Below are 18,012 nucleotides of genomic sequence, written 5' to 3'. Positions count from 1 at the left end.
CTGTGACCTAAGGTCAGTATCCAAGCGCCTCGCCCGACGCGGCGCGGCTGTCGATGGCGCCGTTGTAGCGGGCGCCGCCGCCCTTGTCGATTTCAGCCAGGCTCTTGCCGCCGACCAGAATGCCGGCCGCTTGGCCCCAGGTCGAATCACCGAGATCGAGGTGATAGCCCATGCCGGCCAATAGTCTTTCGGTGTCCGGCGAAAGTCCTAACGGTTCGACGTAGACCGTGTCGGGCAGCCATTGGTGATGGACGCGCGGCGCGTCGATCGCTTCCTGGATATTCATGCCGTGGTCGATGACGTTGACGATGGCTTCCAGCGTAATGGTGATGATGCGCGACCCGCCTGGGCTGCCTATGACCATGAACGGCTTGCCGTCCCTGGATACCACGGTCGGGCTCATCGACGACAGCGGCGTCTTCTTCGGCTGGATGGCGTTGGCCTCGCCTTGGACCAGGCCGTAGAGGTTGGGCACGCCGGGCTTCTGGGTGAAATCGTCCATCTCGTTGTTGAGCAGGATGCCGGTGCCGGCGGCGACGACGCCGGCACCAAACGAGCCGTTCAGCGTGTAGGTAACCGCGACCGCGTTGCCGTCCTTGTCGATGATCGAATAATGCGTGGTCTGCTTGCTCTCGCCAAAGCCTTTCGGCATCAGGTCCTGCGACACGCCGGCCCGGAACGGGTCGATTTTTTCGCGGATGTCCCTGGCGTAAGTCTTGTCCAGCAGTTTGCTCACCGGATTGTCGACGAAATCGGGATCGCCGAGCGCCGAATTGCGATCGACGTAGGCATGGCGCATCGCCTCGACCATGACATGGACGGTCTCGGCCGAGCCGGCGCCGAGATAGGACAGCGGATAGCCCTCGAGAACGTTGAGGATTTCGCAGATGATGACGCCGCCGGAGCTCGGCGGCGGCGACGATGTGATCTCGTAGCCGCGATAGGTGCAGGTGACCGGCTTCAGTTCGCGCACCGCGTACTGCTCGAAATCGGCCTTCGCGAGAATGCCGCCCTTGGCGGCGCTCGCCTTGACGATGGCATCGGCGATGGCGCCTTTGTAGAAGGCCTCCGAACCTTTTTCGGAGATCGCCGAGAGCGACGCGGCGAGATCAGACTGCACCAGCATCTCGCCGGTGCCATAGGGTTTGCCATCCGGTTTCAGGAATATGGCCGCCGCAGCGGGATCCTTCGCCAGCCTGGCGGCGCCCCCGGCAAACGAGGCGGCGTCACCCTGATTGAGGATGAACCCGTCCTTGGCATAGCGAATAGCCGGCGCCATCAGGTCCTGCCTGGACAAAGTTCCGTATTTTTCGCGCGCCATCTCGAAACCGGCCACCGAGCCCGGCACGCCGACCGCGAGGTAGCCATCGAGGCTGGCGCCCTTCACCGGATTGCCGTCCTTGTCGAGATACATGGTCTTGGTCGCTGCCAGCGGCGCCCGCTCGCGAAAGTCGAGGAAAGTCGATTTGCCGTCCTTGAAGCGGATGGTCATGAAACCGCCGCCGCCGATATTGCCGGCATTGGGGTAGACGACGGCCAAGGCATAGCCGACGGCGACCGCCGCATCGACGGCATTGCCGCCCTTCCTCAACACCGCGACACCGACCTCCGACGCCAGATGCTGGGCCGTCACCACCATGCCGTTCTCGCCCTTGGCAGGTGCGGGCGAGGCAGCGAAGGTCACGGGCGGTGATGCGACGGCGATCGCGAGGGAAAGGCTGACGGCGATCAGCGTCCGGCGGGTCAAGGACATGGCGGCGCTCCAAGGCGTTGGGATGCGCCTAGAAGAACCGGTTCGAGCGGGAGAGTCTACTGACATGATGTGGGTGGCGGCGGCTTGCCTCAATCGGCGACGCCAGCGCTGCCCTGTAGTGAGCGACGAGAAGCCAGCTATCCGTGATTTCGGCGCTAGGAATTTTTTCTTGACTGGTGAGTGCAGCTATGGTACAAATTTACCTATGGTGCAGATTTGCGCCAATGGCCCGCCCCTCAGGCGGGTTTTTCGTTTCAGGTCCAATCCGACTGTCAGACGATACCGCCGCTGCCGCCGGCAACAGCAGGGCGTTCCGCCGCGACCTTTGCGCGATAGCCTGCAGCCCGGTAGGCCGCGACCGGGTCGATGGCGCCGCCAGTGTTCAGCCGCGCCATGGCCAGGATCGGCTCGACATCGGTGCGGTAGGCGACCTTCAGTGTCTGCGTCGCCATCAGGGCATCGTTGCCGTCCTGGTGGCTTTCCAGCGCCTTGCGGTCGACCAGCAGCGCCTGCGCATAGGCGCGCTGCACCTCGACCGCGGACAGCATCAGGCTCTCGATCGGATCGGTGACGTTATGGCTCTGGTCGAGCATGTGGGCGGGGTCGAAGCTCTCGGCGCCGGACAGTTCGGCATCGACCAGTTCGTTGAAGACCAGGAACAGCCGGTAAGGATCGATCGAACCGGCATCGAGGTCGTCGTCGCCATATTTCGAATCGTTGAAGTGGAAGCCGCCGAGTTTCTTGAACTGGATCAGCCGCGACACGATCATCTCGATGTTGACGTTGGGCGCATGATGGCCAAGATCGACCAGGCAGAACGCCTTGTCGCCCAATTCCTGCGCGATCATGTAATTGGTGCCCCAGTCCTGCACGACGGTGGAATAGAAGGCCGGCTCGTACATTTTGTGCTCGGTGAACAGCTTCCAGTCGGCGGGCAGCCCGGCATAGATCTCCTTCATGGCGTCGAGGTAACGCTCGAAGGCCTTGGCGAAATTGACCTGGCCGGGAAAGTTCGAGCCGTCGCCGATCCACACCGTCAGCGCCTTGGAACCCAGCGTGTTGCCGATCTCGATGCATTCGAGATTGTGCTCGACCGCTTGCCGGCGCGTGGCGGCGTCGGCATGCGACAGCGAGCCGAATTTGTAGGACAGCTTCTGGTCCCTGGCGTCGGAGAAGGTGTTGGAGTTCATGGCGTCGAAGCCGAGGCCGAAACGCGAGGCCGCCTGCTTCAGCCGGTTCGGGTCGGCCTTGTCCCAAGGGATGTGCAGGGACACCGAAGGCGTTGCCTGCGTCAGTTGCTTGATGACGGCGCAGTCCTCGATCTTGTCGAAGATGTCGCGCGGCTCGCCCGCGCCGGGAAAGCGGGCGAAGCGGGTGCCGCCGGTGCCGACGCCCCAGGACGGGATCGCCACGGCGAATTTCTCGACCTTGCCGCGGATGGCGTCGATGGCGATACCGCGACGGTCGAGCCGCTCGCCGAGCGAGGCGTAGTCGCGATCGAGATCAGCCGTGCGCGCGGCGTTGTGTTTCTTGACGAGGTCGGCGGAAATGATGGTTTCGGACATGGCTATTCCTCCCAAGAAAGCGTTCGGCTGGCGCTGCCCCTCATCCGCCTGCCGGCACCTTCTCCCCTTGAACGGGGAGAAGGAAGACCTATCGCGTAAAGCTCTGCGCGTTGCCGGCGTCGACGTTGACGATGTTGCCGGTCGACTTGGCCGACATGTCGGAAGCGAAGAAATAGATCGCTTCGGCGATGTCTTCGGGAAACACCGAGCGCTTCAGCATCGAGCGCGAGCGGTAGTGCTCCTCCAGATCGTCGGTCGACATCTTATAGGCGGCGGCGCGCTGTTCCTTCCACTCGCCGGTCCAGATCTTCGAGCCGCGCAGCACCGCGTCCGGGTTGACGACATTGACCCTGATCTGCGCTTCGGCGCCCTCCAGCGCCAGGCAGCGGGCGAGATGGATCTCGGCGGCCTTGGCGGTGCAATAGGCGGCGGCGTTGGGCGAAGCGGCAAGGCCGTTCTTGGAGGCGACGAAAACGACGTTGCCGCCGATCTTCTGCACCCTGAACAGCCGGAAGGCTTCGCGCGAGACCAGGAAATAGCCGGTCGACAGGATGTCCATGTTCTTGTTCCACAGCGCCAGCGTCGTCTCCTCGATCGGCGCCGAGGAGGCGAGGCCGGCATTGGACACCAGAATGTCGATGCCGCCGAACTCGACCGCCGTCTCCGCAAAGCCGGCGACGACCTGGTCCTCCGAGGTGACGTTGATGACCACCGGCCGGACGAAATCCTTGCCATGGGCCTTGGCCAGCTCTTCATTGGCGCTGGCAAGCGCCGCCTCGTCTATATCGGCGAGCACCACGCAGGCGCCCTCGCGCAGCAGCCGGTTGGCTGTCGCGCGGCCGATGCCGCCGGCGCCGCCGGTGACCAGCGCGATCTGCCCGGCAAGAGCCTTGGGTTTCGGCATGCGCTGCAGCTTCAGGTCCTCGAGCAGCCAGTATTCGATGTCGAATGCTTCCTGCGCGGGAAGGCCGACATAGGACGAGACGGTCGAGGCGCCGCGCATGACGTTGATGGCGTTGACGTAGAACTCGCCCGAAATGCGCGCCGTGGCCTTGTCGCCGGCGAAGGTGAACATGCCGACGCCGGGCATCAGGTAGACGACGGCGTTGGGATCGCGGATGGCGGGGGAATCGGCATGCTTGCAGCTGTCGTAATAGGCCTGGTAGCCGACACGATAAGCGGCAACATCGTCGGCGAGGCGCGCGATGACGGCATCGACATCGGGCTTGGCCGGATCGAACTCGATGACCAGCGGGCGGATCTTGGTGCGCAGGAAATGGTCGGGGCACGAGGTGCCGAGTGCCGCCAGCGGGCGCAATTCCCTGGAGTTGACGAATTCGAGCACGGCGGCGGAATCGTCGAAATGGCCAAGCTTGTGGCTCTTCTCGGAAATCAGGCCGCGGATTTTCGGCATCAGCCTGGCGGCGATGGCCCGACGAGCGGCGGCGTCGAGCGACTTGACCACCTCGCCACCGAAGATCGCAACACCCTCGGAGCGGCGCTCGAACCACTCGATCGCCTGGTTGATGACCGAGATCGTCGTCTCGTAGCATTCCCGGGGGGTATCGCCCCAGGTGAACAGGCCGTGGCTTTCGAGGATGACGCCCTTGGCGGCGGGATGTTCGAGGCAGAATTTCTCCAGCCACAGGCCGAGTTCGAAGCCCGGCCGCTTCCACGGCAGCCAGCCGATGGCGTCGCCGAAGATCTCGCTGGTCAGCGCCCTGGAATCCTTGGCGGCGGCGATGGCGATGATGGCGTCGGGGTGCATGTGGTCGACGAAAGGCTTCGGCACGAAGGCATGCAGCGGCGTGTCGATCGAGGCCGCGCGCGGGTTGAGGTTGAAGGTGCAGTGCGGCAGATAGCCGACCATCTCGTCCTCGTGCTCGACGCCGCGATAGAGGCCTTTGAGCGCCCGCAACTTGTCCATGTAGAGCGTCGCAAAACCGTCTAGCTTGATCGAGGCGCTGTCGCCGCCCGAGCCCTTGACCCACAGCACTTCGACGTTCTCGCCGGTGAGAGGGTCTTTCTGCCAGATCTTCGAGGAGGTGTTGCCACCGCCGTAATTGGTGACGCGCTTGTCGGAACCGAGCACATTGGAGCGGTAGACGAGCCGCTCCGGCTCGCTCATCGGCTGAGCCTTGGCTTCGTCCCACAGGTTGGCGAGGCGCGCGCCGGTGCGCTTGTCGAGCATAGGTATCCTCCCGAAGGCCGGCAAACGGTGCGGCCATTTGGTCCAAATTTCCACGGAAGCATCCGGCTTGTCAATCATAAACGATCAACATCGATCATATTGCACTGCACAATGAAATTATATGATCGGAAATGATTGACACTGCGCGTTTTGGGTGCCTAGATGCTCAGGCAGGGAGGAACCATGCACGAAAAAGAGCGCCATAGGATCATTCTGTCCGCCGTCCAGGAAAAACCTGTGGTGACGGTGCAGGAGATGGTAGACCTGACGGAGTCTTCCGAGGCGACGATCCGGCGCGATATCGCGGCTCTCCATGTCCAGAAACGCCTGCGCCGTGTGCGCGGCGGCGCCGAGGCGATATCGCCGCCGCAGTTCATCGGCCTCGCCGGCCGGCCCTTTTCCGTCAACGAATCGATCAATGCCGCGCAGAAGCGGGCCATCGCCCGCGAAGCGGTCGAGCTGTGCGGGGATGGCGAGCCGATCATCATCAATGGCGGCACCACCACCTTCCAGATGGTGCATTTCCTGACCGGCCGTCGCATGCCGATCTTCACCAATTCATTCCCGATCGCCGAGCATTTGCTCAAGCACTCCAAGAACACGGTGATGCTGTCGGGCGGCACCATCTACCGCGAGCAGAACATCATCCTGTCGCCCTTCGACAACGACGTGACGCGCAATTTCTATGCGCGCCGCATGTTCATGGGCGCGCAGGGGCTGGGCCCGCTCGGCCTGATGGAAGGCGATCCGCTCCTGATCCAGGCGGAGCAGAAACTGATTGACCAGGCCGACGAACTGGTGGTGCTGGTCGATTCCTCGAAGTTCCGCAAACGCTCCAGCCTGATCCTGTGCGGCCTTGCGCGCATCGCCACCGTCATCACCGATGACGGCATCGAGGATCGCGAAGCCAAAATGTTAGAGACCGCGGGCGTGGCGCTGATCGTCGCCCGCAAGACGGCAAAGGAAGAATCTTCACTGCAGGCCTGAGACACCTCACGCCCGCAGCGGCGATGGAATGCAACGCTCAAGGGAGGAATATTCGATGAGCTTTCTGAAGAAACTAATGGTAACGGCGGCCTTCTCCGCCGCCATGTTCGTGAATGCCGCCTATGCCGAGAACGTCAAGATCGCATTGGTGGTGAAGTCGCTCGGCAACGGCTTCTTCGATGCCGCCAACAAGGGCGCCGAAGAGGCGGCCAAGGAGCTCGGCGACGTCGACATCATCTACACCGGCCCGACCAAGGCGACCGCCGAGGCGCAGATCGAAGTGGTCAATTCGCTGATCGCGCAGAAGGTCAACGCCATCGCCATTTCCGCCAATGACGCCGACGCGCTGGTGCCGGTGCTGAAGAAGGCCATGGAGCGCGGCATCACCGTCATCTCCTGGGATTCGGGCGTCGCCAAGGAAGGCCGCCAGCTTCACCTCAACCCGTCCGACACCGGCCTGATCGGCGAGACTATCATCAAGCTTGCCGCCGACTACCTGCCGGAAGGCGGCGACGTCGCCATCCTGTCGGCCTCCTCGACCGCGACCAACCAGAATTCCTGGATCGACGCGGCCAAGAAAATCCTGCCGGAGAAGTTCCCCAAGATCAAACTCGTCGCCACCGTCTATGGCGACGACGATTCGGCCAAGAGCACGGACGAGGCCAAGGGGCTTCTGAAGTCCTACCCGAACCTCAAGGCGATCATCGCGCCGACCACCGTCGGCGTCGTCGCCGCCGCCCAGGTCGTCACCGACGAGAAGCTGATCGGCAAGGTCAACGTCACCGGTCTGGCGCTGCCGTCCGAGTTCAAGAAGTTCATCGACAATGGCGCCAGCCAGGCGGTGGCTTTGTGGAACCCGATCGACCTCGGCTACTCCGCCGTCTACCTCGCCCATGATCTGGCAGTGAAGAAGGAAGAGGCGAAGCCCGGCGCCACGCTGTCGATCGGCCGCGTCGGCAAGGTCACGCTCGACGACAGCAACTCGGCTGCGATGGCTCCGCCCTTCCAGTTCGACAAGAGCAACATCGAGAAGTTCTCCAAGATCTATTGATCTGGAGCGCTTGCACCCTCCCCCTCGTGGGGAGGGTCGGCGAGCGGCTTCGCGAAGCGATGAGACGGGGTGGGGGGCGACGTCTCCATGCACCAGGACCTTGATATGCTAGACAATCCCCACCCGGCTCCCATTGTTCGCGATCCTCCCCGCCAGGGGGAGAATGAGGCGACGCCACGCCTGACGCTGTCCGGCGTCTCGAAAAGCTTTCCCGGCGTGCGGGCGCTGCACAATGTCAGCCTGTCGCTCTATCCGGGCCAGGTGACCGCTCTGATCGGCGAGAACGGCGCCGGCAAGTCGACGCTGGTCAAGATCATGACCGGCATCTACCAGCCCGATGCGGGCACGATCAGCATCGACGGACAGGCCGTCACTCTGCCCAGCGCGCACGCCGCCTTCGGCCATGGCGTTACCGCCATCCATCAAGAAACCGTGCTGTTCGACGATCTGACGGTCGCCGAAAACATCTTTCTCGGTCACGCGCCGCGAACGCGCTTCGGCACCATCGACTGGCGCACGATGCGCAACAATGCGCGCGAAGTGCTCGACACCATGCATGCCGGCCATATCGACGCCGATGCAAGGCTGAAGGACCTCGGCATCGCCAACAAACATCTTGTCGCCGTGGCGCGGGCGATGTCGATCGACGCGCAGATCGTCATCATGGACGAGCCGACGGCCGCCCTTTCGATGAAGGAGATCGAAGAGCTCTTTTTGCTGATCGAGTTCCTCAAGAGCGAAGGCAAGGCGATCCTGTTCATCAGCCACAAGTTCGACGAGATCTACCGCATCGCCGACCGCTACACGGTGTTCCGCGACGGCGAGATGGTCGGCGAGGGCCTGATCAGGGATGCCAGCCAGGGCCAGATCGTGCGCATGATGGTCGGCCGCGCGGTCGACCACATCTTTCCGCAACGCAAGGCCGAGATCGGCGCGCCGGTGCTCTCCGTCTCCGGCCTGTCGCACCCCACCGAATTCAACGATATCGGCTTCGAGCTGCACAAGGGCGAGATCCTTGGCTTCTACGGCCTTGTCGGCGCGGGCCGCAGCGAGGTGATGCAGGCGATTTCGGGCATCACCCGCATTTCTGGCGGCACGATCACGCTGGAGGGCAAAACAATAGCGCCGAGATCGGCGGCGGATTCGATCGAGGCCGGCATCGTCTACGTGCCCGAGGAACGCGGCAAGCAGGGCGTGGTGATCGGCCTGCCGATCTTCCAGAATGTTTCTCTCCCGTCGCTGGCACGCACCTCCAAATCGGGCATGCTGCGGCTGGCGGAGGAATTTTCGCTCGCCCGCTCCTACACCGAGCGGCTGGACCTCAGGGCCTCCTCGCTCAGCCAGGACGTCGGCACGCTGTCGGGCGGCAATCAGCAGAAGATCGTCATCGCCAAATGGCTGGCGACCGCGCCCAAGGTGATCATCCTGGACGAACCGACCAAGGGCATCGACATCGGCTCCAAGGCCGCCGTGCACGGCTTCATGGCCGAGCTGGTGGCGCAAGGCCTGTCGGTGATCATGGTGTCGTCGGAACTGCCTGAAATCCTCGGCATGTCGGACCGCGTCGTCGTCATGCGCGAGGGCCTCGTCGCGGCGGTCTACGACATCGAGGGGCTGGATGCCGAGACGCTGGTCAGGACGGCAGCGGGGATCGCGGCATGAAGACTTTTTTCAAATACCGCGAGATCTGGCTGCTGGCGGCAATCGCCGTCTTGATCGGGCTGATCTCGACACGCTTTCCGGCCTTCGCCGATCCGGCCAATCTGCGCCAGGTGTTCAATGACACTTCGATCCTGATGATCCTGGCGCTCGGCCAGATGGTGGTGATCCTGACGCGGTCGATCGACCTGTCGATGGCCTCCAATCTGTGCTTCACCGGCATGGTGGTGGCGATGCTGAACGCCGCGCATCCGGCGATCCCGATCCCGCTGCTGATCGTCATCGCGCTGGCGGTCGGGCTGGTGCTTGGCGCCATCAACGGCCTCCTGGTGTGGCGGCTGAACATCCCCTCGATCGTCGTGACGCTGGGCACGCTCACCATCTATCGCGGCGCCACCTTCGTCATTTCAGGCGGCGCCTGGGTCAATGCCGACAAGATGAGCGCTGATTTCATCGACTTCCAGCGGGCGGCCTTCCTCGGCATTCCGGTACTGTCCTGGATCGCCATCCTGGTCATCGCGCTGTTCTTCGTGCTGATGACGCGCACCGCGCTCGGCCGCTCGATCTACGCCATCGGCGTCAACCCGACGGCGTCGGTCTATGCCGGCATCGATGTCGGCCGGACGAAATTCATCGTCTTCTGCATCTCCGGCATGATCGGCGGCCTCGCCGGTTATCTCTGGATATCGCGCTATGTCATTGCCTCGGTCGAGGTCGCCAACGGTTATGAGCTCAACATCATCGCCGCCTGCGTGATCGGCGGCATCTCGATCGCCGGCGGCATCGGCTCGGTCGGCGGCGCGGTGCTCGGCGCGCTGTTCCTCGGCATCATCTCGAACGCGCTGCCGGTCATCAACATCTCGCCCTTCTGGCAGATGGCGATTTCGGGCAGCGCCATCATTTTGGCCGTCGTGCTCAACGCGCGCGGCGAACGCCAGCAGGGCCGCATCATCCTGAGAAAAGTGGAGGCGGCATGACCGACGTGGCCCTTCGTGTGTTCCAGACGGTCGGACTGTTGCCTGCTGCAACAGTCCTGTTTTCAAAATGGGCGCTGCCCCTCATCCGCCTTCCGGCACCTTCTCCCCGTATAGTGACGGGGAGAAGGGAAGCTCTCCAACGCTGGCGATCCCCCCGTTCTTCACGGGGAGAGGGTAAGGGTGAGGGGCAGCGCCAACGCCTGCACGGTTTTGCCATATGACCGACATCGCCGACATCCCAGCCCCGCGCCATATTCCCGACCGGCTCGACAAGCCGTTCAGCTCGGCGATCTTTTCGTGGGAAGCGCTGCTGGTCGTGGTGGCGCTCGCCATCTTCGCCATCAACAGCTTCGCCTCGCCCTATTTCCTCGACCCCTATTCGTTGTCGGACCTGACCTTCAACTTCACCGAAAAGGGCCTGATCGCCTTCGCCATGGCGCTGCTGATCATTTCGGGCGAGATCGACCTGTCGGTCGCCGCCATCATCGCGCTGGCGTCGACCATGATGGGCATGGCGGTGCAGGCCGGCGCCGGCACGCCGGTGCTGGTGGCGATCGGCATCGTCGTCGGGCTCGGCTGCGGCGCCTTCAACGGACTGCTGGTAACGCGGCTTGGCCTTCCGTCGATCGTCGTCACCATCGGCACGATGAGCCTGTTTCGCGGCATCGCCTTCATCATACTCGGCGACCAGGCCTATAAGGGCTATCCCGACAGCTTCGCCTTCTTCGGCCAGGGCTACGTCTGGTGGGTGGTGTCGTTCGAACTGGTGCTCTTCCTCATCGCTGCTGTCGTCTACTGGTTCGTGCTGCACCGCACGAGCTTCGGCCGCCGTGTTTTCGCCATCGGCAACAATCCGGTCGCGGCACAGTTTTCCGGCGTGCGTGTCGGCCGCATCAAATTCATCCTGTTCTGCCTGACCGGGCTGATGTCGGGCGTCGCCTCGGTGCTGATCACCTCGCGGCTCGGCTCGACGCGGCCGTCGATCGCGCAGGGCTACGAGCTCGAGGTCATCACCATGGTGGTGCTCGGCGGCGTCAGCATTCTCGGCGGTGCCGGCAGCATTCTGGGCGTCGTGCTCGCCGCCTTGATCATGGGGCTGGTGACCTTCGGGCTCGGCCTGCTCAACGTGCCCGGCATCGTCATGTCGATCTTCATCGGCCTGTTGCTGATCATCGTCATCGCGCTGCCGATCGTCTGGCGGCGGCTGCGCGGAGGACGCTGATGCCGCAGAAATACGCGTTCAAGATGAAGCTCAGGCCCGGCATGAAGGCCGAGTACAGGAAGCGTCACGACGAGATCTGGCCGTCGCTGGTCGCGCTGCTGAAGCAGGCCGGTGTGTCCGACTATTCCATCCATCTCGACGAGGAGACCAACATCCTGTTCGGCGTGCTTTGGCGGCGCGACGATCACGGCATGGACGATCTGCCGAAGCACCCGGTGATGCAGCGCTGGTGGGCAGACATGGCCGACATCATGGAGACCAAGCCTGACAACGAGCCGGTGGCCGTGCCGCTGGAAACCATGTTCCATATGGAATGAGCGCTTTCAGGCACATCGCCGTCATCGACGTCGGCAAGACCAACGCCAAGGTGGCGCTGGTCGACCTCGCGACATCGAGCGAGATCGCGCTGCGCCGCATCGCGAATGCGCCGGTGCGGCAGGCTCCCTATCCGCATCATGATGTCGAGGCGCTGTGGGCGTTCATCCTCGACAGCCTCGCCGGGCTCAACCACGAACAACACATCGACGCCATATCGATCACCACGCATGGCGCCACGGGCGCGCTGGTCGACGCTTCCGGCGAACTGGTGCTGCCGGTGCTCGATTATGAGTTCGACGGGCCCGACAGGCTGGCGGCGGAGTATGACGCGGTGCGCCCGCCCTTCACTGACACCGGGACGCCGCGCCTGCCGCTCGGCCTCAATCTCGGGGCGCAATTCTTCTGGCAGCGGACAAGCTTTCCGGCGGAGTTCGCCAGGGCGGCCACGATGCTGATGTACCCGCAATATTGGGCGCTGCGGCTGACCGGGGTCGCCGCCAACGAGGTGACATCGCTCGGCTGCCACACCGATCTGTGGAACCCATGGGGAGCGGATTTTTCAGCGATGGTCGATCGGCTCGGTTGGCGCGACCTGATGGCGCCGGTGCGGCCGGCCGGGGACCGCCTCGGCCCGATCCTGCCCGCGCTTGCGGCGCGGACCGGACTCGATCCGCGGACGCCCGTCTTCTGCGGCCTGCACGATTCCAACGCGTCGCTGCTGCCGCATCTCCTCTCCGACATGCCGCCCTTTTCGGTCGTCTCGACCGGCACCTGGGTGGTGTCGATGGCGGTCGGCGGCAAACCGGTGGGGCTCGACCCGACGCGCGACACGCTGGTCAATGTCAACGCGCTGGGCGATCCCGTCCCCTCGGCTCGTTTCATGGGCGGCCGCGAGTTTTCGCTGCTGACGGAGGGGCAGACGGAAAACTGGACCGGGGATGACGCCAACGCGGTGCTGTCGCGAAAGACATTGCTGCTGCCATCGACACAGCAAGGGTCCGGTCCGTTTCCGCATCATACCGCAAGCTGGCGCGACGCTGACGGCATCAACAGCGGCAAACGCTTTGCCGCCGTCTCCTTCTACCTAGCGCTGATGACGGCGACCTGCCTCGACCTGATCGGCGCCGACGGTCCAACAATCGTCGAAGGGCCCTTTGCCCGCAACCGGCTCTTCGTCGGCATGCTGGCGGCAGCGACGGGACGCGCCGTGGTCGCGTCGGAGGCAGCCACCGGCACCTGCATCGGCGCGGCGCTGCTCGCGTCGGACCAGGTTGCGGCGGATAGCAAGGGCGAGCGAACCGAGCCACCGACAGACGGGATATGGGGCGACTATGTCGGCGAATGGCGCGCCGCGGTCGAAGCAGCCTAATCGCGGGCGTTGGAATTTGGCATTGGCATCAATGGTAGTCGGCAACCTTCGAGATTAGCGGAAAGCATCTCTCCCGTCGTCATCCTGGGGCGAAGCAAGGAGCACAGCGACGCAGCGCAGACCCCAGGATCCATGCCGCGACGCCTGCCGAGGAATGCAGCGGAAGGGAGTTTGCACCGTAGCATCGCTCCGAAGTCGCGGCATGGATCCTAGGGTCTGCACGACGGAGCTTCGCTCCTGCTCCGCCCTAGGATGACGAAGTTGGGGAGGGCCTGAGGTTATCTCAGACGATTGAAATCTGTTTCCGCAAGAGGCTATCGAACGGTTGCCAACTTGTCGGAATCGCCGTGTCGCAACCCGACTACAAGATCCGCTTGCCGAAGGCCGACATGACGAAATTGACCGCATCAGCGGCGATCCGCGGCTCCAGATCGTCGGTCAGGCCGGAAACATTCATCGACAGCAGGCCGCCCGACAGCGCGATCGCCTCCATCGCCTGATGCGTCTCGCGCACGGTCAGGCCGCCCGAACCCGCCGCCCAGCCGGCGAATTCGGTGACTTCGGGCGAATAGGAGACATGAAACCCCTGCGTGCCCGAGCTGGCGATGCGGATCGCCTCGTGCATCAGGTCGCGCATGCCCATGGCGTCGATATCGGTCATGGTGAAGGCCGAGACGCGCGAATCCTTCAGAACCCGCGCTTCCGCCGGGTCGGCATGACGCAGGCCGACGATGACGACGTTTTCCGGCGACAGCTGCGGCTGCAATGCGCCGGCCTTGTGATCGAGGCCGAGCGCGCGCGCCAGCACCGAGGCCTCCGGCAGGTCGATGCCGTCCTCGTCCTCGGGCATCAGCGCGGCGATGGAATCGATCCAGATCAGGCCGAAGGAATGCGTCGCGCGCGCCGTTGCAGTGAGCGCCTTGTGGGCGATGCGACGGTCGGCTCCGGCACTCAGGCGGATCAGCCCTGAGGGAGGCCGCTCGATATCGGCCAATTCGACGACGTCGAAATTCATGGCTTCCAACCGCGCGCCGGTGCCCTCGCGGGCGAGAATGCCGGCGGCTTCCAGTTCGGCCGAGATGGAAACCATCTTGCGGCCGGAAAAATCCGCGACATCGTGCATCGGCGCCTTCTCGACATATTCCGAAGTCATGGCCAGCAGCATGGCGCCGTAGCTCATACGGAAGGCGACGCGGTCGCCGACGGAAGGCGGCGGATCGGCGTCCTGCACGTCGAGCAGCAGATGGTCGCTGGAGGCGCCGAGTACCCGCACCCCTTTGGCGATCGGCATCAGGCCCTCGACCAGCACGTCCTCGCGGCCGACATTGGCGATGGCGCGCAGCCGGTCGCCCTCGTCGGGGAAGACCGGCTGGTTGCCGAAGGCGTCGTAGCCGGACTGGCCGATCGGTCGTGACGGCTTGAGCTTGACCTCGATGATGTCGCTGGTCAGCCGGCAGGCATCGGGTTCGAGTTCGGCCCACGGCACATCGCGGAAGGTCTCGACGCCGCCTTGCAGGATCGCCTCGCCGACACGCAGATTGTTGATGCCGGCGGGCAGCCTGCCTTCAAGCAGCAGCGGCAGCGACGACGAGGCGCCGCCCGAGATCCAGTCGAGACTTTTGCCGGACAGGCGCTCGGTCTTGTAGGCATGGGCGACGAGTTGGCCGAGATTTTCCGGCGTCGGCATGATGGCGCCGAAGCAGCCGAGATTGGTGCCGATGCCGGCGATGCGCACGCCCTTCAGTTGCAGGACCTGCTCGACCGTCGGGATGAGGTCGTTCGGCCAGATGCCTTCGCGGAGGTCGCCGAGATCGATCATCAGCATGATGTCGTGAACGCGGCCCATGCGCTCGGCGATGCGCGAGATCTCGCGGATGGTGGCGAGTTCCGACTGCAAGCTGACGTCGACGGTGCGCACCACTTCCTCGACGCGCGCCATTGGCGGGCTGCGCAGCAGCATGATCGGCGCGTTGATGCCGCTGTCGCGCAGCCGGCGGATGTTTTCGAAGCGCGATTCGGCAATGCCGGCGACGCCGCCGCGCAGCATGGCGCGCGCCACTTGCGGCATGCCGCAAGTGCCCTTGGTGACGCCGAACACCTTGATTTCAGACAGCGCGCAACGCTCGACGATCGTGCGGGCGTTGCGCTCGATGCGTCCAAGGTCGATGGCGACTTGCGGTCCCGACACCCTAGCCTCCGTAGACCAGGCCCTGCGGATCGATCTCCGGCTTGCGGCCGGCGACGAGGTCGGCAAGGAACTTTCCGGAGCCGCAGGCCATGGTCCAGCCGACATGGCCGTGGCCGGTGTCGAGATAGAGGTTTTCGTAACGCGCCCGGCCGATGACCGGCACCGAATTCGGCATCATCGGCCGCAGGCCTGCCCACAGCTCCGCCTTCTTCTCGTCGAAGGCACCGGGGAACAGGTCGTTGCCGGTCCTGAACATGGCGGCGAAATCGCTCGGCCTGTAAGTGCGGTCGAAGCCGGTGAATTCGGCGGTCGAGGCGAGCCGCAGCCGGTTGCCGAGCCTGGAATAGGCGATCAGCTGGTCCTCGTCGGCGCCGCCCATGGTCGGGCCCTTGGCCTCGTCCTCCAAGGGAATCGTCGCTGTGTAGCCCTTCACCGGATAGACAGGCAGATCGATGCCGTAGCGCCGGCCGAGCAGGCCGCTTTCGGGGCCCATCGAGATGACCACCGCGTCGCCGGTGACCGGCCCGGCCGAGGTCATCACGGCGCGCACCCGGCCGCCCTCAATGTCGAGGCCCTGAACCGTCGTGCCGTAGAGAAATTTCACGCCGAGCTTTTCGGCGGCATGGGCGGCGAGCTTCTCCACGAACTGCCGGGAATCGCCGGTCTGGTCGATCGGCGAATAGACGCCGCCGGCGATCTTTTCCTTGACGCCGGCAAGCCCTGGTTCAAGCTCGACAAGCCGGTCGCGGCCGACGATCTCGATCGGCAGCCCGTGCTCGGCCAGATAGCGGTAGTTGTCGGTACCGGTGTCGAGACTGTGCTGCGAGCGGAAGAAATAAAGGATGCCCTTCTTGCGCTCGTCATAACCGATGCCGGTGTCGGCGCAGATGGCGTTGATGCAATCGCGCGAATAGAGCGCCAGCCGCAGCTTGACCTTGCTGTTGGCGCGCAGCCGCTCTCTTGTGCACTGGCGCAGGAAGCGCAGGCTCCAGGCGAGGAAATAGGGATCGAAGCGCAGCCGCACCTTGATGCCGAGATCATGGTTGTACAGCCCGCGCAGGAACGTCTTCAGCGCCGCCGGCGAGGCCCAGGCGGTGGCATCGCCGGGCGACACCAGGCCTGCATTCGACTGGCTGGTGCCGCGCGCCGGCGCCTGATGGCGCTCGACCACGGTAACCTCGTGGCCGTCGCTGGCCAGATAATACGCGGCCGCCGTGCCGACGACGCCGGCCCCGAGCACCGTTACCTTCATGCCATTCCCCCGAGGATCAACCTGACGAGCCTCAATAGCGCGTCTCGGCGCGCGGGACGAGCCCTCGCGCGGCAATGAGGGGCAGCGCCGACGCCTCAAAGAACCCGTTTTACCCCCGCGCGGAGTTCTTGCTGGTCAGGATGCGCTCCCAGGCGAGCGCGTCGGCCACGATCTGGTCGAGATCGTCGCGTTGCGGGGTCCAGCCGAGCTCCGAGCGGGCGAGATCCGAATTGGCGACCACTGCGGCGGCATCGCCTGGGCGACGGTCGCCCATCCTCACCTCGAAATCATGGCCGAAGGCGCGCCGCACGCTGTCGATGACTTCAAGCACGGAATAGCCATGGCTGTAGCCGCAATTGGCTACGAGGCTGGTGCCACCATCGCGCAGCCGCTGCAAGGCAAGGCGATGCGCCGCCGCCAGGTCGCTGACGTGAATATAGTCGCGCATGCAGGTGCCGTCGGGCGTCGGATAGTCGGTGCCGAACACCTGCATGAACGGACGTTTGCCGAGCGCCGTCTCGCAGGCGACCTTGATCAGGTGGGTGGCGCCCGGCGTCGACTGGCCGGTGCGGCCCCTGGGGTCGGCGCCGGCGACGTTGAAGTAGCGTAGCGCGGTGTAGCGCAGGCCGTGCGCGATCGCCGCGTCGCGCAGCATCCATTCGCTCATCAGCTTGGACAGGCCATAGGGCGATTCCGGCGCCAGGCGGGCATCCTCGCGCACCGGCTCCAGCCCGGCGCCGCCATAGACGGCGGCGGTCGAGGAAAAGATGAAGTTGGGCACGCCTTCGCGCACCGCCGTCTCGATCAGCGTGCGGGTCTTGCAGGTGTTGTTCTCGTAATAGGCGAGCGGGTCGGCGACCGATTCCGGGACGACGATGGAACCGGCGAAATGAATAATCGCGTCGACCTTGTTTTCCCTGATGATCGAACCGACCAATTCCTTGTCGGCGACATCGCCGACGACCAGCCTGGCCTCCGGCGCCACCGCCCATTCGAAACCGGTGGAAAGCCGGTCGAGAACGATCACGCTCTCGCCGGCATCCAGCAATTCCCAGACCATATGGCTGCCGATATAACCGGCACCGCCTGTCACCAAAACCGTCATCCGCATATCCTCGCTTATCCAAGATTTATCGGAAACTGTCTCAAACACCGCCTTACTGGAAAGCCTGCCATATGGCCATTAGAACAGGTAACCAGTGCCGTCCTGGTGTGGCATCATGCCGAAACAAAAGTGATCCACAGAGCTTGTCTCGAGGGGGAATAGGCCACGATCCGCCGTCGTTAGGAACAGGTCCGGGGCGTGGCATTTTGACCAAAACGGCCCGGTGGACGACCAATAGGGCAATGATTATGATCCCGCGCGAAATTGGGAAGCCGACATGAACTACCAGCGGTTCTTCGAAGAAGCGATCGACCAGCTCCATGCGGAGCGTCGCTACCGCGTCTTCGCCGACCTCGAGCGCATCGCGGGCAAGTT

The 18,012-nt window shown here is 64.0% G+C and carries 13 protein-coding genes; 7 read left to right on the top strand and 6 right to left on the bottom strand.

Features of this window, described 5'->3' with window-relative positions; all coding sequences use genetic code 11:
- Positions 1 to 13: 13 nt before the first annotated feature.
- From ggt to NKI49_RS30760, 3 genes are all read right to left on the bottom strand, one after another.
- Positions 14 to 1,753, bottom strand: coding sequence for a gamma-glutamyltransferase (ggt, locus tag NKI49_RS30770; RefSeq protein ID WP_352607528.1), 1,740 nt, complete (start codon positions 1,751 to 1,753; stop codon positions 14 to 16).
- Between the two features lie 272 nt (positions 1,754 to 2,025).
- Complete coding sequence (gene rhaI, locus NKI49_RS30765) at positions 2,026 to 3,318, bottom strand: L-rhamnose catabolism isomerase (RefSeq protein WP_352607526.1); 1,293 nt, start codon at positions 3,316 to 3,318, stop codon at positions 2,026 to 2,028.
- An 88-nt stretch (positions 3,319 to 3,406) separates the two neighbouring features.
- Positions 3,407 to 5,509: a bifunctional rhamnulose-1-phosphate aldolase/short-chain dehydrogenase gene (locus tag NKI49_RS30760; protein ID WP_352607524.1), complete on the bottom strand. Its 2,103-nt coding sequence runs from the start codon at positions 5,507 to 5,509 to the stop codon at positions 3,407 to 3,409.
- A 183-nt stretch (positions 5,510 to 5,692) separates the two neighbouring features.
- Here NKI49_RS30760 and NKI49_RS30755 point away from each other — a divergent pair, with 183 nt between their 5' ends.
- From NKI49_RS30755 to NKI49_RS30725, 7 genes are all read left to right on the top strand, one after another.
- Positions 5,693 to 6,496: a DeoR/GlpR family DNA-binding transcription regulator gene (locus NKI49_RS30755; RefSeq protein WP_352607522.1), complete on the top strand. Its 804-nt coding sequence runs from the start codon at positions 5,693 to 5,695 to the stop codon at positions 6,494 to 6,496.
- A gap of 55 nt (positions 6,497 to 6,551) precedes the next feature.
- Positions 6,552 to 7,547, top strand: coding sequence for a rhamnose ABC transporter substrate-binding protein (rhaS, locus tag NKI49_RS30750; RefSeq protein ID WP_352607520.1), 996 nt, complete (start codon positions 6,552 to 6,554; stop codon positions 7,545 to 7,547).
- 105 nt (positions 7,548 to 7,652) lie between these two features.
- Positions 7,653 to 9,209 (top strand): sugar ABC transporter ATP-binding protein, encoded by a 1,557-nt coding sequence (locus tag NKI49_RS30745; RefSeq protein ID WP_352607518.1) that lies wholly within the window; start codon positions 7,653 to 7,655, stop codon positions 9,207 to 9,209.
- Positions 9,206 to 10,183 (top strand): ABC transporter permease, encoded by a 978-nt coding sequence (locus NKI49_RS30740; RefSeq protein WP_352607516.1) that lies wholly within the window; start codon positions 9,206 to 9,208, stop codon positions 10,181 to 10,183. The genes NKI49_RS30745 and NKI49_RS30740 overlap by 4 nt, the downstream gene beginning before the upstream one ends.
- Positions 10,184 to 10,409: 226 nt before the next feature.
- The gene (locus NKI49_RS30735; RefSeq protein WP_352607547.1) at positions 10,410 to 11,405 is read left to right on the top strand and encodes an ABC transporter permease; all 996 of its coding nucleotides are present in this window, start codon (positions 10,410 to 10,412) and stop codon (positions 11,403 to 11,405) included.
- The gene (rhaM, locus tag NKI49_RS30730; protein WP_352607514.1) at positions 11,405 to 11,722 is read left to right on the top strand and encodes an L-rhamnose mutarotase; all 318 of its coding nucleotides are present in this window, start codon (positions 11,405 to 11,407) and stop codon (positions 11,720 to 11,722) included. Before NKI49_RS30735 ends, rhaM begins: the two co-directional genes overlap by 1 nt.
- The gene (locus NKI49_RS30725; protein WP_352607512.1) at positions 11,719 to 13,092 is read left to right on the top strand and encodes an FGGY-family carbohydrate kinase; all 1,374 of its coding nucleotides are present in this window, start codon (positions 11,719 to 11,721) and stop codon (positions 13,090 to 13,092) included. The genes rhaM and NKI49_RS30725 overlap by 4 nt, the downstream gene beginning before the upstream one ends.
- A gap of 361 nt (positions 13,093 to 13,453) precedes the next feature.
- Here the strand turns inward: NKI49_RS30725 and NKI49_RS30720 are convergent, their stop codons facing one another.
- From NKI49_RS30720 to galE, 3 genes are all read right to left on the bottom strand, one after another.
- Positions 13,454 to 15,280 (bottom strand): alanine racemase, encoded by a 1,827-nt coding sequence (locus tag NKI49_RS30720; RefSeq protein WP_352607510.1) that lies wholly within the window; start codon positions 15,278 to 15,280, stop codon positions 13,454 to 13,456.
- Position 15,281: 1 nt separating this feature from the next.
- Positions 15,282 to 16,532, bottom strand: a complete 1,251-nt coding sequence (locus NKI49_RS30715; protein WP_352607508.1) for a D-amino acid dehydrogenase — start codon at positions 16,530 to 16,532, stop codon at positions 15,282 to 15,284.
- A gap of 109 nt (positions 16,533 to 16,641) precedes the next feature.
- On the bottom strand, positions 16,642 to 17,637 hold the full coding sequence (galE, locus tag NKI49_RS30710; protein WP_352607506.1) for a UDP-glucose 4-epimerase GalE: 996 nt from the start codon (positions 17,635 to 17,637) through the stop codon (positions 16,642 to 16,644).
- Positions 17,638 to 18,012 lie beyond the last annotated feature (375 nt).

The organism is Mesorhizobium sp. M0587, assembly GCF_040320945.1.
GTDB lineage: Bacteria > Pseudomonadota > Alphaproteobacteria > Rhizobiales > Rhizobiaceae > Mesorhizobium.
This window is presented reverse-complemented; position numbering and strand designations above follow the sequence as displayed.

Coding starts and splice junctions, on each gene's coding strand:
- NKI49_RS30745 (WP_352607518.1), top strand. CDS start 7,653: ATGCTAGACAATCCCCACCCGGCTCCCATTGTTCGCGATCCTCCCCGC.
- NKI49_RS30715 (WP_352607508.1), bottom strand. CDS start 16,532: ATGAAGGTAACGGTGCTCGGGGCCGGCGTCGTCGGCACGGCGGCCGCG.
- ggt (WP_352607528.1), bottom strand. CDS start 1,753: ATGTCCTTGACCCGCCGGACGCTGATCGCCGTCAGCCTTTCCCTCGCG.
- rhaI (WP_352607526.1), bottom strand. CDS start 3,318: ATGTCCGAAACCATCATTTCCGCCGACCTCGTCAAGAAACACAACGCC.
- rhaS (WP_352607520.1), top strand. CDS start 6,552: ATGAGCTTTCTGAAGAAACTAATGGTAACGGCGGCCTTCTCCGCCGCC.
- rhaM (WP_352607514.1), top strand. CDS start 11,405: ATGCCGCAGAAATACGCGTTCAAGATGAAGCTCAGGCCCGGCATGAAG.
- NKI49_RS30760 (WP_352607524.1), bottom strand. CDS start 5,509: ATGCTCGACAAGCGCACCGGCGCGCGCCTCGCCAACCTGTGGGACGAA.
- galE (WP_352607506.1), bottom strand. CDS start 17,637: ATGACGGTTTTGGTGACAGGCGGTGCCGGTTATATCGGCAGCCATATG.
- NKI49_RS30755 (WP_352607522.1), top strand. CDS start 5,693: ATGCACGAAAAAGAGCGCCATAGGATCATTCTGTCCGCCGTCCAGGAA.
- NKI49_RS30725 (WP_352607512.1), top strand. CDS start 11,719: ATGAGCGCTTTCAGGCACATCGCCGTCATCGACGTCGGCAAGACCAAC.
- NKI49_RS30740 (WP_352607516.1), top strand. CDS start 9,206: ATGAAGACTTTTTTCAAATACCGCGAGATCTGGCTGCTGGCGGCAATC.